Genomic DNA, 17,530 nt, shown 5'->3' with positions numbered 1-17,530 from the left:
GGGACCGCGACATGCCCCGCCGACTCGTCGGGTTGATGATCCTGCTCGCCGCACCGGTCGTCGGCCTCGCGGCCGATCCCGTGCCGGCCGAGGTCGTCGCCCTCCAGGACCGGATGAAGAAGCTGATCGACGCCGCCGAGCCGTCGGTCATTTCGCTCGTCGTCTCGCACAACACGAAGCACACGATCCCGAACCCGTCGAAGCCGTGGGAACTCGGCGAGTATAGCTCGCCGCAGGTCGGGAACTTCCGGTTCCGCCAACCCGATCGCGACAAACTCGACCTCAGCGACCCGAAGAACGCCGGCGACTACACCGTCGGGTCCGGCGTCGTGCTGGACGCGGACCAGGGGTTGGTCCTGACGTGCTACCACCTCATCGACGGCGCGCGGAAGGTCTACGCCCGGCTGCCCGGCAACACCGGTTCCTACGCGGACATCGTCGCCGGCGATTCGCGGAGCGACCTCGTCGTCCTACGACTGCGCAGCCGCTCGACGAAGCTGACGGCCGCGAAGCTCGCCACCGTCCGCACGCACGACACGCCGAAGGCGAAGGCGACCGTCACCCGCGGCCAGTGGGTCGTTTCGCTCGCGCACCCGTTCGCCGCCGGGCTGCCCGACGGCCAGGCGAGCGCCTCGTGGGGCATCGTCAGCAACATTGCCCGCAAGTCGGCCGTGCCGCCCGGCGCGGAGGACATCCGGCCCGGCAACCTCTACCAATACGGCAGCCTGATCCAGACCGACGCCCGGCTGAACCTCGGGTGCAGCGGCGGCGGGCTGTTCAACCTCGATGGCGAGCTAATCGGCCTCACGTCCTCGACGGCCGGGGTCGCCGGGAGCGAGTCGGCCGGCGGGTTTGCCGTCCCGATGGACGCGATCTACCGCGGCATCATCGACGTGCTCAAGACCGGCGAGGAAGTCGAGTACGGGTTCCTCGGCGTCGAGCCGGGCCGCATGACCGGCATCGAGCGCCGCAACGGGCTGCAAATTCGCAACGTCACCCCCGGGTCCCCGGCCGCGCTCGTCGGCGTGCAACCGCACGATGTCATCCAGGCCGTCAACGGTCGGCCGTTGGTTGAGGAGGCGGACCTGTTCCTCCTCGTCGGCGGCGCGCTGGCCGGGCGGGAGGTCACGCTGTCGATCCTGCGGGACGGCCAGAACCACGAGTTCCGCCCGCGGCTGGCCAAGTTCCAGCACCCGTACCCGAACATCGCGTCCGTCCGGCCGCCGTCCTTCCACGGCCTCCGCGTCGATTACAGCAGCCTGATGGCCCAGCAGATGATCGGCCCCGGCATCCGGTTCGGGCTGAACTGGAACGGCGTGATCGTCCGCGAACTGGAGCCGAACAGCCGGGCGGAGGCGGCGTTCCGCCAGCTGGCGCTCGGCCAGGGCCGGTGGCTCATCACGAAGGTGAACGGCACGCCGACGCTCACCCCGGCCGCGTTCAATGCCGCGGCCCGGAAGTCCCAGGTGTTGCGGCTGACCGTCGTGAACGCGATGGACCCGTCCGCCGACGAGAAGGTAGTGACGCTGCCATGAAGTACGCCATCTGCAACGAGACGTTCGAGGGTTGGGACCACGCCCGCGTCTGCGACCTGATCGCGAAGCTCGGCTACACCGGGCTGGAGGTCGCGCCGTTCACGCTCGCCCCGCTCATTACCGACGTGTCGGCCGACCGACGGCGGGAACTCCGGCGACAGGCGGAAGCCGCGGGCGTCACGATCATCGGTCTGCACTGGCTGCTCGCGAAGACGACCGGCTTCTACCTCACGTCCCCGGACGCGGCCGTGCAGAAGAAGACCGGCGACTACCTCGCCGCGCTCGCGGACGCGACGGCCGACCTCGGCGGCAACCTCATGGTCCTCGGCTCGCCGCTCCAGCGGAACCTACTGCCGAACGTGACCGAGGCCCAGGCTGACGACTTCGCGATCAAGACACTCACCCACTGCCTGCCGTCGCTGGAGCGAACCGGCGTCCGCCTCTGCCTCGAACCGCTCGGCCCGGCGGAGACGAACTACATGAACGCGGCCGCGCACGCTGTCCGGCTCATCGACCGGCTCGGCCACCCGAACGTGAAATTGCACCTCGACGTGAAGGCGATGTCGTCCGAGGCCGACCCGATCCCGGCGGTCATCGCGGCGAACGCGGCGCACACGTTCCACTTCCACGCGAACGACCCGAACAAGCGCGGCCCCGGCTTCGGCGAGATGAAGTTCGAGCCGATCTTCCAGGCGTTGAAAGATGCGAACTACGCGGGCTGGGTGTCGGTCGAGGTGTTCGACTACACGCCGGACCCGGAGACGATCGCCCGCGAGAGCCTCCGGTACATGCGCGAATGCGAGTGACCATGCCGTACCTCCCCACGCTCGTCACGCTCCTCCTGCTCCCCGTCGTCGCCGTCGCCGGGCCGCAACTCTCGGCCGGGTTCGGCGAGGTCGATGTGTCGCCGACGCTCGGCAAGAAGCCGGTCTACCTCGCCGGGTTCGGCCAGGACCGCAAGGCGACGAAGCTGCACGACCCGATCATGGCCCGCGCCGTCGTCCTGTCGGACGGCGCGCAGAAAATCGGGTTCGTGTGCGTCGATGTCGTCGGCCTGTTCCTGCCGAGCGTCGACAACGTGCGGAAGCAACTGCCGGAGTTCAAGTACGTCCTCGTCTCCAGCACGCACAACCACGAGGGGCCGGACACCCTCGGCCTGTGGGGGCCGAACTTCCTCGCGTCCGGCGTCGATCCGGACTACTTGAAGAAGGTCGAGGAGGGCACGGCGAAGGCCCTCCGCGACGCAGCCGCGACCCTCGCCCCGGTGACGGCCGAGATCGGCACGGCGAACGGCCCCGACCTACTGCACGACTCGCGGCAGCCGGTCCTGTTGCACGACGAGATCGTCGTCCTGCGGTTCACGCACACACAGACGAAGAAGCCGGTCGGCCTCGTCGTACAGTGGAACTGCCACCCGGAAACGCTCGACGACAAGAACACGGAGGTGAGCGCCGACTTCGTGGCCGCGACCGTCGCAACGCTGAAGAAGGAACACGGCTGCCCCGTGGCGTACTTCACCGGCACGGTCGGCGGCCTCTTGTCATCGCTCCAGGTGAAGGTCACGAACGCGAAGGGCGAACTGCTCAAGGACGGCACGTTCGAGAAGACCGACGAGTACGGCCGGCTCGTCGCCGGGCTGGCGAACCGGGCGTTGAAGCAGGCCGCGGCCGTGGAGTTACTGCCGTTCGACCCGCGGGTGAAGCCGATGCTGCTGCCGGTGGAGAACGGCGTCTACCGGATCGCGCACCAACTCGGCAAGCTGAAGCGGCCGATGTACAAGTGGAAGAACGACCCGACGCCGGCGGAGTTCGTCGAAACGAAGGACGCCTCCGGCGACGTGGCCGTCCGCACCGAGTTGGGCCTGCTCCGACTCGGGCAACTCGACGTGGTGGCCGTGCCGGGCGAGATTTACCCCGAACTCGTGCTCGGCAAGGTGCAGGACCCGCAGGACCCGGCCGCGGACTTCCCGAACGCCGCCGCGGAGCCGGGGCTGTACCCGCAACTGACGAACAAGCACCGGATGCTGATCGGCCTGGCGAACGACGAGTTGGGGTACTTCATCCCGAAGCGGCAGTGGGACGAGAAGGCCCCGTACTGCTACGGCCTGAAGAAGTCGCAGTACGGCGAGATCAACAGCATCGGCCCGGAGGCCGCGCCGCTGCTCTGCCGCGTGTTCAAGGAGCTGGCTAAGTAGGGCGGGTCAAGGCTTTGCGCCGACCCGCCGTCGCACCCGGCAGACCCGGCGAATCGGCGCAAAGCCTTGACCCGCCCTACACGGAGAGTCGCTTTATCACCATCGTCGCGTAGCTGCCGCGGGGCAGGTCGAACTTCAGCACGAGCTTCCGCCTCGCCCGATTCAATTCGTCGTCCGCGTCGAACGACTCGACCCCGGCCGGCCGCACGCACGCCGACCGCTCGCCCTTCGAGAAGAACGGCTTCTGAAGGCCGGGAATCTTCATCGTCGCGAGCGTCAGCCCTTCCTCTTCTAGCACCGCTTCGAGCAGCGGCAGCCACGCGGCCGCGGGGTCGGGCTTCAGCCGCGCCGACGGCAACGGCAACACGAACTCTTCCCACGTCTGTCGCATTCCGTCGGGTATTGATCGCGGGACCGGCATCGGTCCGAGTTGAAGGTCAACCGCCCCGAGGCGGGCCGGTTCGAGGTTCGCCGTCAACCACCGGGCCAGCACCTGATTCCAGACGTGGCTCTGGTACGCCGACAGGTACAGCCCCTGGAGTTCCGGTTTCAGTCGGGCGACCGCGCCGCGAAAGTCCGTCTGGTGCGTGACAAGGTAGTCCACCAGACTCCGCGCGTGGCCGCGGGGCAGCTTCGCCTTGCACGCGGGCCAGTCGCCCCAGTGGTCGCGGAGCGTCGCCTTTTCCCGCTTCTGCTCGGCCCGGTCGTACTCGTAGGGGGCGGCGAGGGCCAGTTTCAGCGCGGCCTCGAAGTTCCCGCGGATCATCTCCTTCGCCACGAACTCGCGCGAATCGCCGACGGAGCCGAACCGCTGGTCGTCGAAGTAATTTGGCACGCCCGCGTCGGCCACCTCCGCGAGGGCTGCCCGCATCCGTGGCAGCTCCGCCGACGGCACGGCGCGCAGCGTGACGGTGAACCGGTTCGCCCGGATGTGATTTGCCGTGAACGGTACCGCGACGCGGCCGAGGTACGTGAGCGCGATCCGTTCGTGTTCGAGGTTGCGGGTCGGGCCGCGGAAGATGGTGAGGTGCTGCGTCGTCTTCGCGTGCCGGTCCTTCAGCCCGCCGTAGCTCAGCCGCCGCCAGTCGATGTCCCACCGCCGCCGGATCGCCTGGAGGGCGTCGGGCGTGGTCCAGCCGATCTTGTCGAGCCGGTACAGCGCGAACTGGCCGCGGTCCGTCGCCGCGAGGTCGGTGAGTTCCTCGACGATGAAGTCCTCGGGAACCTGCTTGATCTTCATCCGGGCATTCAAGAAGTGCGCGGCCGAAATGCAAACGAAAAAAGAGATCGAGAGTGTCGGATCAAAAGCTGTCGCCCAGTCAGCTTCAGTTCACGACTTCTCTCGACCTCTGTGCTATACAATAACTGCTCGATTTGGAATGTCAACAAACAAATGGAAAAAGTTTCCGTAGAACCCGGAGCGGCAGCGACGGGGTGTATCGCTCCCGAACCCCGTCGCTGCCGCTCCGGGTTCTACAAGGATTTGTGCTGACTTTGCCCCGCCGTTCGCGCATACTGATTGGACTGCCGGTCGCTCCTTTTTCCCGCCTCGCCTCGCACTCGGGCAGACGATGATCCTTGCTCGCATCACCTTCGGCCTCCTGCTGTTGGCGTCCGTTGCCCCCGTTTCCTTCGCCGACGACTTCTTCGAGAAGAAGATTCGGCCGGTGCTGGTGGAGAAGTGCTACGGGTGTCACTCGGTCGAGGCGGACAAGAAGGACAAGCTGAAGGGCGGACTGCTGCTCGACAGCAAGGCCGGGTGGGAGGCGGGCGGCGACGCCGGGGCCGCCATCGTGCCGGGGAAGCCGACCGAAGGGACGCTCCTGAAGGCGATGAAGTTCGACGGCGGCGTGCGGATGCCGCCGAACGGGAAGCTGTCGGACGAGGTGGTCAAAGACTTCGAGACGTGGATCGCGAACGGGGCCGCGGACCCGCGGACGGCCGAGGAGAAGAAGGCGATCAAGCCCGGCATCGACATCGAGGCCGGGAAGCAATTCTGGGCTTTCCAACCCGTCCGCAAGCACGCCAACCCGACTGCTGAAAGTAATCCCATCGACGGCTTCGTCGCCGCGAAGCTGCGCGAGAACGGGCTGACTGCGTCGCCGCCGGCCGACCCGCGGACGCTCATCCGCCGGGTGACGTTCGACCTGACCGGCCTGCCGCCGACGCCGGAGGAAGTCGAGGCGTTCGTGCGCGACCCGTCTCAGACGGCGTTCGCGAAGGTCGTCGCGAAGTTGCTCGCCTCGCCCGCCTACGGCGAGCGGTGGGCGCGACTGTGGCTCGATGTGGCGCGATACGCCGAGGACCAGGCGCACATCGTCGGCAACGATGCGTCGCTGACGTACCCGAACGCCTACCTCTACCGCGACTGGGTCATCCAGGCGTTCAACGCCGACCTTCCTTACGACGAGTTCGTCAAGCTGCAACTCGCCGCCGACCTGATCGAAGGGGAGTCGTCGCCGAACCTCGTGGCCCTCGGGTTCATCGGCCTCGGCCCGAAGTACTACGACCGCGGCAAGCTGTTCGTCATGGCGGACGAGTGGGAGGACCGCGTGGACGTGGTCGGCCGCGGGCTGCTCGGGCTGACGCTGGCGTGCGCCCGCTGCCACGACCACAAGTTCGACCCGATCCGCACCGAGGACTACTACGGGCTGGCCGGCGTGTTCGCGAGCACCCGGATGTTCAACCGGCCGCTGACGGACAAGGTCGAGAAGAAGGAAAGCAAGGACAAGAAGCCTACGGACGAGGCGAAACTGCCGAAGGACGCGATGCACGTCGTCCGCGAGGGAACGCCGAACGACCTGACGGTGTTCGTCCGCGGCGACGTGAACAACAAGGGGCCGGTCGCGAAGCGGCACTTCCCGCCGGTCCTGTCCGTGACGGCTTCGTCCTTCGCCGAGGGGAGCGGTCGCAAGGAGCTGGCTGAGGCCGTGGCGAGTGGAAAGAACCCGCTGACCGCCCGCGTGATCGTCAACCGCGTGTGGGCGGCGTACTTCGGCCGCGGCATCGTCGGCACGCCGAGTAACTTCGGCTCCCTCGGCGACCGTCCGACGCACCCGGAGCTGCTCGACGACCTCGCGGCCCGCTTCGTGGCGAACGGGTGGTCGCTCAAGTGGCTGCACCGCGAGATCGTCACCTCGAAGACGTACCAACAATCCTCCGCGCTGAAGCCGGCCGACCCGGACAACAAGTACCTCGCGCGGATGCCGCGGCGACGCCTCTCGGCCGAAGCGTGGCGGGACGCCGTGCTGGCCGTGACGGGCAAGCTGGACGCGGCGAAGGTCGGCGGGCCGTCGATCGACCCGTTGGACGTGAAGGAAACCCGACGAACGGTCTACAGCCGCGTCAGCCGGCTGGAACTGAACCGATACCTGGCGATGTTCGACTTCCCGGACCCGAACGTGACGAGCGACAAGCGGTCCGAGACGACCACGCCGCTCCAGAAGCTGTTCGTCATGAACAGCCCGTTCATCGTGTCGCAGGCCGACGCGCTAGCGGCCCGTTTACTCAAGGACGTGCCCGACGAGACGAGTTTGGGAACGACGAAACGGGTCGAGCGGGCGTACCGGCTCGTCTACGGCCGGCCGCCGACCGCGGCGGAAACGGCGCTGGCGGAGAAGTTCCTGGTCGGCGACCGGTCGGCGCGGTGGAAACAGTACACGCAGGTGTTGCTCGCCGGGAACGAGTTGCTGTACCTCGATTAGTCACGACGGGGTTCCTTCATGACGACGCAATTTCCGCTGACCCGCCGGGAGATGCTCCACCACGCGGGCATGGGGTTCGGCGTCCTCGGCCTCGCCGGGATGCTCGACGCCGCGACCCGCGAGGCGGCCCCGCGGCCGCGGTCGATCGGCCTGCACCACGCGCCGACGGCGAAGCGGATCATCTTCCTGTTCATGAACGGCGGGCCGTCGCACGTCGATACGTTCGACCCCAAGCCCGCCCTCAAGACGCACGAGGGGAAGAAGCCGAGCGGCGACCAGGAGCGGCGGGCGAAGGCCGGGTTCGTGCCGTCGCCGTTCGCGTTCGCGCCGCGCGGCAAGTCCGGCGTCGTCATGAGCGAGTTGTTCCCGCAGTTGGCGAAGTGCGCGGACGACCTGTGCGTCATCCGGTCGATGCACACGGACGTGCCGAACCACGAACCCGGCCTGCTGCTGATGCACTCCGGCAACCAGCAGCCGGTCCGCCCGAGCATCGGGTCGTGGGTCAGTTACGGCCTCGGCACGCAGAACCAGAACCTACCGGGGTTCGTCGTCCTCGCGCCGCGGAAGCCGGTCGTCGGCCCGCACCTGTGGTCGAACTCGTTCCTGCCCGGCGCGCACCAGGGCATGGCCGTTGACACGAAGGACATGACGGTCGAGAAGCTCGTCACGAACCTGTCCCACCCGACCCTCGGCCGGTCCGAGCAGAAGGAACAACTCGACCTGCTGAATCAGTTGAACGAGCTGCACGCCGAGAAGCGGCAGCGGGACGCGGCCCTCGACGCGCAGATCAAGTCGATGGAAGTCGCGTTCGCGATGCAGACGGAGGCGGCGGACGCCTTCGACATCGGCCGCGAACCGGCGCGGGTCCGCGACATGTACGGGGACACGCTGTTCGGCCGCCAGTGCCTGCTCGCCCGCCGGCTGTCCGAGCGCGGCGTCCGGTTCGTCCAGACGTACTACCTGACGCCGGGCGGCAACCAGCCCTGGGATACGCACGCGAACAACGACGACGGCCACCGCAAACTCTGCGCCGACAGCGACCGGGCCACGGCCGCGCTGCTGACCGACCTGAAGCAGCGGGGCTTGCTGGATGAAACGCTCGTCGTCTGGAGCGGGGAGTTCGGCCGCACGCCTTACGCGCAGCCGAACGAGAAGGGCAAGCACGGCCGCGACCACCACCACACGGCGTTCAGCACCGTCCTGGCCGGCGGCGGGATCAAGGGCGGCGTCATGTACGGGGCGAGCGACGAGGTCGGGATGCACGCCGTCGAGAACCGGGTCCACGTCCACGACCTGCACGCGACGATCCTGCACCTGATGGGCATCGACCACGAGCGGCTGACGTACCGGTTCAGCGGCCGCGACTTCCGCCTCACGGACGTGAAGGGCGAGGTCGTGAAGGGCATCCTGGCCTAGAAATCACTTCTAAGCCGACGGGCCGCGGTCCCAGGGTTCCACCCGGAGAAAGAAATGGCAGGGCGGTCCCTCTTTTGTTCGCTGGCGTTGTTTGTTTTCATTTCAACAACATCGGCCGCCGACGTGGAGGCGGACATCTATCGCGTCGGCGTCGCGGAAGTGGACATCACCCCGGCGCATCCGATCCGGCTGAACGGGTTCGGCTTCCGCCGCACCGAGTCCGAAGGCGTGAACCACCCGATTCACGTTCGCGCGATCTCGATCCGCCACAAGGACGACGCCGACCCGCTCGTGTTGATGACGACCGACGTACTCGGCATTCCGGACACGATCCGCGCCGAACTGGTGAAGCGGCTGGCCGGGAAGGTCCGCCCGGAGCGGCTCGCGGTCACGGCCACGCACACGCACTGCGGGCCGATGCTCAAGGGGGCGAACCCGACGCTCTTCGGCGTGCCAATCCCGGAAGAGCACCAGAAGCACATCGACGGGTACACGGCCGGCTTCCTCGACAAGCTCGAAGCGGCCGCGATCGCGGCGCTCAAAGACCCGCAGCCGGCGCGGCTGTTCTGGGGCGTCGGGTCGGTCGGGTTCGCCAAGAACCGGCGCGCGGCGAACGGACCGAAGGACCACGACCTGCCGGTGCTCGTCATCCGCGACGCGAAGACGAACGCGGTGCGGGCCGTCTACACGACCTACGCCTGCCACTGCGTGACGCTGTCGCACAACAAGCTCGGCGGCGACTGGGCCGGGTACGCGGCCGAGGCGATCAAGAACCAGTTCCCCGGCGCGGTCGCGCTCGTGTCCATCGGTTGCGGGGCGGACCAGAACCCGGACTCCGGCGTCACCGGCGACAAGGTCGAAGTCGCCCAGGTGCAGGGCCGACAAGTCGGCGACGAGGTGAAGCGGCTGCTCGGCGGCTATCTGGCCCCCGTCCGCGGCAAGCCGAGTTGCACGCTCAAGTCGATCGACCTCGCGCTCGCGGACCTGCCGACCCACGCGGGGTGGGAGGAGAAGGCGAAGCGGACCGATGCCATCGGTCACCACGCCCGCGTGCAGCTGGCCAAACTCGACCGCAAAGAGGCGCTCGCCACGAAAATCGACTACCCGATCCAGGCGTGGGCGTTCGGCGACTCGCTCGCGATGGTCCACCTGCCCGGCGAGGTCGTGGCCGATTACGCGGTGCGTCTGAAAACGGAACTCGACCGCAGCCGCGTCTGGCTGACGGCCTACGCGAACACGAACCCGTGCTACATCCCGTCCGAGCGCGTCCTCAAGGAGGGCGGCTACGAGGGCGGCGGCGCGATGGTCTACTACGACGTGCCGGTCCCGTTCGCACCGGGGCTGGAGGACAAAATCGTTGCAGAGGTGAAGGCACATCTCGGCAAGTCGTTCCTCACACGAATCGACCCGGCGAAGACGGGCGGTGAGCAGCCGAAGTCCCCGCAGCAGTCGCGGCGGATGATCCAGGTGGACGGCAAGTTCGCCGTCGATCTCGTCGCGGCGGAGCCGCTCGTTGCCGACCCCGTGGCCGTCGCGTTCGGGCCGGACGGCCGGCTGTGGGTCGCGGAAATGCTCGACTACCCAACCGGCAAGAGCGGCGGGTTCGAGCCGGGCGGCCGCGTCCGCTTCCTCGAAGACACGGACCGCGACGGGACGTTCGACGCCGCGACGACGTTCCTGGACGACCTCCCCTTCCCGACCGGCGTGCTGCCGTGGCGGAACGGCGTGCTCGTCACGGCCGCGCCGGACATCCTGTACGCCGAGGACACGACCGGCGACGGCAAGGCGGACAAGGTCACGAAGTTGTTCTCCGGGTTCGGCACGGACAACTACCAGGCCCGCGTCAACGGGCTGGCCTACGGCCTCGACGGATGGGTCTACGGCTCGTGCGGCCTCTTCGGCGGGAACATCCTGTCGCACAAGACGGGTAAGACGACGGCCCTCGGGGACCGCGACTTCCGCATCAAGCCGGACACGGGCGAAATCGAGCCGGCGACCGGCCGGACGCAGCAGGGCCGCGTCCGCGACGACTGGGACAACTGGTTCGGGTGCGACAACTCGAACCTCGCGTGGCACTACGCCCTCGCGGACCACTACCTCCGGCGGAACCCGCACGTCGCCCCGCCGCGGCTGGCCGTGAGCGTCCCGACCGGGCCGGACGCGAACCGGCTGTTCCCGATTCACGCGCCACAACTGTTCCAACTCTCCGGCCCGGCCGGGCGGACGACCGGCGCGTGCGGCATCGGCGTCTACCGCGACGACCGCCTCGGCTCCGCGTTCACCGGCAACACGTTCACCTGCGAACCCGTCAACCAGCTCGTCCACCGCCGCGTGTTGAAGCCGAGCGGGCTGACGTTCACCGGCGTGCGGGCCGCGGAGGAACAGGGCCGCGAGTTCCTCGCGTCGTCCGACGGCTGGTTCCGGCCGGTGCAGGCGGTCACCGGCCCGGACGGCGGCTTGTGGGTCGTGGACATGTACCGGTACGTGATCGAGCACCCGCGGTGGATTCCGCCGGCGGACCTGGCGAAGCTCGACGTGCGGGCCGGGGCCGGGCTAGGCCGCGTCTACCGCGTCCGCCCCGCCGTTCAGCCGGTGCAACCAATCCCGAACTTGACGAAACTCGACGGCACTGGGCTGGTCGCGGCCCTCGACACGGCGAACGGCTGGCAGCGCGACATGGCCACGGAGTTGCTCGATTGGCGGGCCGACATGACGGCGATCCCTTCGCTCAAGAAACTGGCACGGGAATCGAACCGACCGGAAACCCGACTACACGCACTGGTCGCGCTCGAACGACTCGGTGCGTCGGACGCCGACACCGTGGCTGCACGGCTTCACGATTCCGATTCCCGCGTTCGACGACACGCGATCCGACTGGCCGAGCCGTTCCTGGAGAGGCACCCGGACCTCGGCCAAGCCGTCGCGAAGGTCGCCGTGGACACCGACCCGCAGGTCCGCGTGCAGGTGGCCTACGCGATGGGCCGGTGGAACCACCCGACCGCCGGGGCCGTCCTCGCGGCGCTGGTCGCGAAGCCGACGGAAGACCCGTTGCTCGTCGCCGCCGTTGTGAGCAGCTTGAACCGGAACAACTTCCGCGCGTTCGTCGAGCGGCCGGAAGTCCGGCAACTCGGCGGCTCACCGTTGCTCCCGAAGTTGATCGCCACCGCCGTCGGCCTCGGCGACGACGACGTGATGGCCCCCCTGCTAAGACTGGTCACCACGGCGCGCGACGAGAAGTACGAGGCGTGGCAGTTCGCCGCCCTGGAAACCGTGATGGACGCTTGGAATCGGAGCAAGAAGGAAGCGAAATACCCGGCCGACGTGCGGGACGCACTCACGGCAGCCCGACTCACCGCCCGCGACGCGGACGCTGTGGACGCGGTTCGCGTGGCGGCCGTGCGACTCATGGGCCGCGACGCGGACCGGCTCGACGGCGACCTGAAACACCTCGCGTCATTGTTGGCCGCGCAATCGCCGGTCGCCGTCCAGGCGGCCGCGGTCGCCGCCCTCGGCCGCATCGCGGACCCGCGGGCCGCCGACGTTCTGCTAAAGGGCTGGAACGGGTACACGCCCGCACTCCAGGCGCAAGCTATCGGCGTCCTGCTCGACCGCGACACGTCGTTGCAAAAAGTCTTCGCCGCCATCGCGGCCGGCACGATCCCCTCCGGGGCGATCCCGGCCGGGCCGCGGCAAGGATTGCTCACACACCCCGACACGAAGCTGCGCGCCCGAGCGGAGAAGGCGTTCGCCGGCGCGATCAAGGCCGACCGGCAGGCGGTCATCGACGCTTACCGGAAGGAGTGGCCGAAGGCAGCTGACCCGGCCCGCGGGAAGGAGGTCTTCAAGAAGTCGTGTGCGTCGTGCCACGCCCTCGACGGCGTCGGGCACGCGGTCGGGCCGGACCTCGCGATGGTCGTGAACAAGTCGGGCGAGTACCTGCTCGCGGAGATCCTCGATCCGAACCGCAACATTGACAACCGCTACTTGGAGTACGCCGCCGACACCGCCGACGGCCGCTCGCTCCGCGGGTTGCTCGCGGCCGAGTCCACGGCCGCGATCACGCTCAAGCAGGCCGACGGAAAGGAAGTCGTGCTGCTACGCTCCGACCTCGAGCGGCTGAAGTCCTCCGGCCGGTCGCTGATGCCGGAGGGGTTGGAGAAGGACGTGCCGCCGGCCGCGATGGCCGACCTCGTCGCCTACCTCGGCACGGCCGTGCGGCCGCCGAAAACTGTCGCCGGGAACGCGCCAAAGGTCCTCCGCGCGGCCGACGGGCAACTCGTCCTCCGCGCGGCGAACTGCGAAATCCACGGCGGCACGATCACGTTCGAGTCCGAGTTCGGCAACATCGGCCACTGGCACGGCCCGGCCGACCACGTCGTCTGGCGGGTCGAACTCGCCGCCGCCGGGGAGTTCGACGTGTACCTCGACTTCGCCTGCGACGCGGGGTCCGCGGGGAACGCCTTCGCGCTCGACGGCGGCGAGCGGTCGCTGATTGGGAAGGTCGCCAGCACCGGCGCGTGGTCGAAGTACGAGCGGGCGAAGCTCGGCACGATCAAGCTCAGGGCCGGGGCGAATCGACTCACCTTCCGCCCGGATACGCAACTGCTGACCGGCGCGCTCCTCGATCTGCGGACGCTTTACCTCGTACCGAAGGGCCAGCAGCCGAAGGTCCCGCCCGCGGTCAAGGCCGACGGGCCGACGATCGCGACCGCCGCCGACCTCGCGAATTACCTGCTCGACGACGGCGTGAAGGCCGCCGACCGGGAGGCGGCGGTCGCGGCGCACGCGGACAAGTCGGCCGACACGATCCGGGCGATGGCCGCGGACCTGCCGCCGGGCAAGGAGGAGTACCGCCGCATCCCGTGGATTTGGCGGGTCGCCGTCGCCGCCGGGAAGCGGAACAAGGCCGAGGAACTGAGGGCGATCCTTGACGTGTCGTTGCCGAAAGCGGGCGAGAAGCTCCGCGACTGGCAGGCGGTCGTGATCGGCGGGGGAATCATCAACGGCGTTAGCCAGCTGAACGTCTGGCCGGCCCCGCGCGTCCGCGAAGTCATCGGCCGGGACGCCGCCCTCGCCGCGCGGTGGGCCGCGGCGCTCGATGCCTCCGTGAAGATGGCCGACGACCCGAAGGTCCCGACCGGGACGCGGTACGACGCCCTGCGGATGATCCCCTTACTCGGATGGCAGAAGTCGGGGGAGCAGCTCGCGAAGTACCTGGCGAAGGGCACGAACGCGGAGTTGCAAATGGGGGCCGTGAGCGGCTGCGTGGACGTGGACGCGGCCGCGGCGACCGCCGCCCTCGTCGCCGCCCTGCCCCACCTCGCGGGGCAGAACCGCAAGCTCGCCCTCCAGGGGTTGCTGCGCACCGACAGCCGCACGGAGGCGTTGCTCGACGCGGTCGAAGCCGGCAAGGTGGCCCGCGACGCGCTGGACGCCGCGGCCGTCAGGTCGCTCCGCGAGTCGAAGTCCGAGACCGTCCGCACCCGCGCCGCGAAGCTGTTCGGCGGGCGGTGACCGCACCTCTTCGCCGCGTCCGCGTTTCGCTATTCTTGTCGGTGGCCCCCTCCCCGCGGTTCGAGAGAAATGGACCAACCGGACGCGACGAAAGTTCAGACCCACTTCCCCGCCGCAAGCACCCTGGCCCGGACGTTCGCCGAATCGCAGCCCGAGGAGTTGGCCCGCGCCTTCCACCGGCCGAACTGGTCGCACGACTACGAGTTGCTCGAGGAAATCGCCCGCGGCGGCATGGGCGTCATCCACCGCGCCCGCGACCGGCGGTTCGGCCGCGACATCGCCATGAAGATCGTCCGCGCCGACCAGGCGGACGCGGACACCGTCCGCCGGTTCCTGACGGAAGCGACCATCACCGGCCGGCTGGAACACCCCGGCGTGCCGCCCGTCCACGACCTCGGCACGCTCGACGACGGCCGGCCGTTCCTGGCGATGAAGTTGATCCGCGGCCGCACACTGGCGGACGGGCTCAAGGCGTCGGCGGGGGCCGACCGCGGGTCCTTCATCGACATCTTCGAGAAGGTCTGCCAGACGCTCGCGTTCGCCCACCGGCAGGGGGTCATCCACCGCGACCTGAAGCCGGCGAACGTCATGGTCGGCGAGTTCGCCGACGTGCAGGTCATGGACTGGGGCCTCGCGAAGGAGCGGCACGCGGCGGACGTTCCCGTTGCGGTCCCGTATTCCGACACGGCCGCGCGGGACATGACGCAGGCCGGCGTCGTGATGGGCACGCCGGCGTTCATCCCGCCGGAGCAGGCGCGGGGCGAGACGAACGGCGTGGACGAGCGGAGCGACGTGTTCGGGCTGGGGGCGATCCTCTGCTTCATCCTGACCGGGAAGCCGCCGTTCGACGGCGGCGACGCGCTCACGACGGTCAAGCTCGCCGCGGCAGGGGACACGGCGGCGGCGCTCGAACGGCTGGACGGCTGCGGCGCGGACGCGGAGCTGGTCGCCCTCGCGAAGCGATGCCTCGCCGCGAACCCCGCCGACCGGCCGGCGGACGCCGGGGCGGTCGCGGCGGCCGTCGTCGCGTACCGGGAGGGCGTCGCGGCTCGGCTCCGCGCGGCCGAGGTCGCGCGGGCGCGGGAGGCCGAGGCCCGCATGCGGCGGCGCGTCTCGTCGGTACTCGGGGCGGCGGTCCTCGGCCTCATCGCCCTCACCGTCGGCGGCGTCTGGTGGGCCGACCAGCAGGAGCAAAAGCGCCGCGGCGAGGCGGCCGTCCGCGCCGCCGGAACGCGGTCGGCCGTGGAGGCGGCCCTTTCCCAAGCCGACACCGCCGTGCGCGCGGGAAAGGTCGATGAGGCGGAGATCGTCGTCCGCCAGGCGGAGCAGCGCGGGGCCGAACTCAACGACGCGACGTTAGGGGAGGGGATCCAAGAACTGACGGCCGACATCCGGACGACCCGCGACCTCGACGCCGCGGCCGACGCCCGGTGGGCGTTGCACAAGAACCGTACCGACTACGCCGAGGAAGTCGCCCGGTACCAGCAAGCCTTCGACCGCGCCGGCTACACGGTAACGGCGGGCGATGCCGCACGAACGGGGGAACGGGTGCGGGCCTCGCGGGTCCGCGACCGGCTCGTCGCCGGGCTGGACGAGTGGCTGGAGATCGGCCCGGAGCAGCCCGGCCTGACCGACGTTCTCGCCGCCGCCGACCCCGACCCGTTCCGCAACCGCGTCCGGGCGGCCATCGCGAAGAAGGACTTCCAGCAGGTCCGCGAACTGTTGAACGGCGTGGACGGGGCCACGCTGCCGCCGTCGTTCGCGGCGACCGTCGGGAGCGTGAAAATCATCCCGGCGGAAGACGCCGAGCGGCTGCTCCGCCCCGCCTACGAGAGGCACCGGGACAACTTCGCCCTCGCCCTGTCCCTGGGGGCGGCGACGCTCCGGCCGCACGGCCTGACGGGCGACATGGACGAACCGCTGAGTTACTTCCGCGCCGCCGTCGCCCTACGGCCGAGCAACGTGCGGGCGCGGCTGATGCTCACGCTGGTCCATTCGACGCGCGGCCGGCACGACGAGGCGATCGCCGAGGCGCGGGCGACCGTCGCCCTCGCGCCGGACACGGTCCGCGTCCGCAACGCCCTCGGCAACGCGTACTACCAGGCCCGCCGGTACGCGGAGGCGGAGGCCACCTTCCGCGACGCGATCGCCCGATCGCCCGACCCGCAGCAACTGTCCGACGCGTACACCGGCATCGCCGGCGTGCGGTTCGAGCTGAGCGACTACGCCGGGGCCGCGGCGTGGTATCGGAAGGCGCTCGAACTGTTCCCCGCCCACGCCAGCACCATCTCCTACCTCGGCGACGCGCTCGAGGCCGACGGGCAACTCGACGCGGCGCTGGCCGAGTACCGGCGGGCCGTGGCGGCCGCGGCGGACGAGACGTACCCCCGGTACGCGCTGGCCCTCGCCCTCCACGGCCGGCGGCAGTACGCCGATGCCGAGGCGGCGATGGACCGCGTGCTCGCCTCGAAGCTCGTCGTCCTGGAAGAGACCTACCTGCTGGCCTCCCAGATCGCCCTGGAACGCGGCGACGTGCCCCGCGCCCGCGGGATCGTCGAGCGGCAGCTCGCCCTCACGCCCGCGCACTCCCCGTTCCGCGACGCCGCGGCGGCCGCGGTGGACCGCGTGACGGCCTACGAGAAGCTCGCGACGATGCCCGAGGCCGAGCGGTCCCGACTGGCGAAGCGAACGGACAATCAGAACCTGTCCAACCTGTTCATGCTCGGCGAGGTCTACCGATTCCTGGGCCGGTTCCCGGAGGCGGCCGCCTGCTACCGGCTCTGGATTCGGCAGGCGGATCGGTTCGGCATCCCGTTGCTTTCCGGCACGCTGCTCAGCGCGTCCCGGTCCGCGTGCCGGGCGGCCCCCGGCCGGTCGCCGGCGGACCACCGGTGGGCGATGGACCTGCTCTGGCGGTTGACGGAACGGATCGCCGAGGATCACACGACCTCGACCGGGCACGCCCGGCTCAAGGCGCGGAAGCTGGCCCTGTTCCTGGCGGTCGATCCCGACTACCGGGGCGTGCGGGACGCGGCCGAGTTGGCGAAGCTGCCCGCCCACGAGCGCGCGTTGTGGGAGCGCGTCTGGGCGCGGGCGCGGGCCGTCGCGGAACGGTCGGACAATTCGCCGCGGGAAACCGCGCCGCCGGCCCGCGCCGCGAACTGACC

At 69.5% G+C, this 17,530-nt stretch carries 8 protein-coding genes; 7 read left to right on the top strand and 1 reads right to left on the bottom strand.

Annotated features, from left to right (window positions below; translation table 11 throughout):
- Positions 1-11 precede the first annotated feature (11 nt).
- The 3 genes from AC5JJ2_RS20740 to AC5JJ2_RS20730 are packed head-to-tail and all read left to right on the top strand — an operon-like array spanning position 12 to position 3,729.
- Positions 12-1,535 (top strand): S1C family serine protease, encoded by a 1,524-nt coding sequence (locus AC5JJ2_RS20740; RefSeq protein WP_495859939.1) that lies wholly within the window; start codon positions 12-14, stop codon positions 1,533-1,535.
- Positions 1,532-2,341 carry a sugar phosphate isomerase/epimerase family protein gene (locus AC5JJ2_RS20735; protein WP_495859938.1) on the top strand — a complete coding sequence of 270 codons (810 nt, stop codon included), beginning with the start codon at positions 1,532-1,534 and terminating at the stop codon, positions 2,339-2,341. Before AC5JJ2_RS20740 ends, AC5JJ2_RS20735 begins: the two co-directional genes overlap by 4 nt.
- A gap of 2 nt (positions 2,342-2,343) precedes the next feature.
- Complete coding sequence (locus AC5JJ2_RS20730; protein WP_495859937.1) at positions 2,344-3,729, top strand: neutral/alkaline non-lysosomal ceramidase N-terminal domain-containing protein; 1,386 nt, start codon at positions 2,344-2,346, stop codon at positions 3,727-3,729.
- Positions 3,730-3,805: 76 nt separating this feature from the next.
- On the opposite strand, the gene truD is transcribed toward AC5JJ2_RS20730, so the two are convergent.
- Complete coding sequence (gene truD, locus AC5JJ2_RS20725; protein WP_495859936.1) at positions 3,806-4,969, bottom strand: tRNA pseudouridine(13) synthase TruD; 1,164 nt, start codon at positions 4,967-4,969, stop codon at positions 3,806-3,808.
- Between the two features lie 331 nt (positions 4,970-5,300).
- Here truD and AC5JJ2_RS20720 point away from each other — a divergent pair, with 331 nt between their 5' ends.
- From AC5JJ2_RS20720 to AC5JJ2_RS20705, 4 genes are all read left to right on the top strand, one after another.
- On the top strand, positions 5,301-7,433 hold the full coding sequence (locus tag AC5JJ2_RS20720; RefSeq protein ID WP_495859935.1) for a PSD1 and planctomycete cytochrome C domain-containing protein: 2,133 nt from the start codon (positions 5,301-5,303) through the stop codon (positions 7,431-7,433).
- 18 nt (positions 7,434-7,451) lie between these two features.
- Positions 7,452-8,849, top strand: a complete 1,398-nt coding sequence (locus AC5JJ2_RS20715; RefSeq protein WP_495859934.1) for a DUF1501 domain-containing protein — start codon at positions 7,452-7,454, stop codon at positions 8,847-8,849.
- Between the two features lie 54 nt (positions 8,850-8,903).
- Positions 8,904-14,363 carry a neutral/alkaline non-lysosomal ceramidase N-terminal domain-containing protein gene (locus AC5JJ2_RS20710; RefSeq protein WP_495859933.1) on the top strand — a complete coding sequence of 1,820 codons (5,460 nt, stop codon included), beginning with the start codon at positions 8,904-8,906 and terminating at the stop codon, positions 14,361-14,363.
- A 69-nt stretch (positions 14,364-14,432) separates the two neighbouring features.
- Positions 14,433-17,528, top strand: coding sequence for a protein kinase domain-containing protein (locus AC5JJ2_RS20705; RefSeq protein ID WP_495859932.1), 3,096 nt, complete (start codon positions 14,433-14,435; stop codon positions 17,526-17,528).
- Positions 17,529-17,530 lie beyond the last annotated feature (2 nt).

Source organism: Limnoglobus sp., assembly GCF_059499385.1.
The sequence above is the reverse complement of the archived record's forward strand: the minus strand, read 5'-3'. Positions and strand labels throughout refer to the sequence as shown.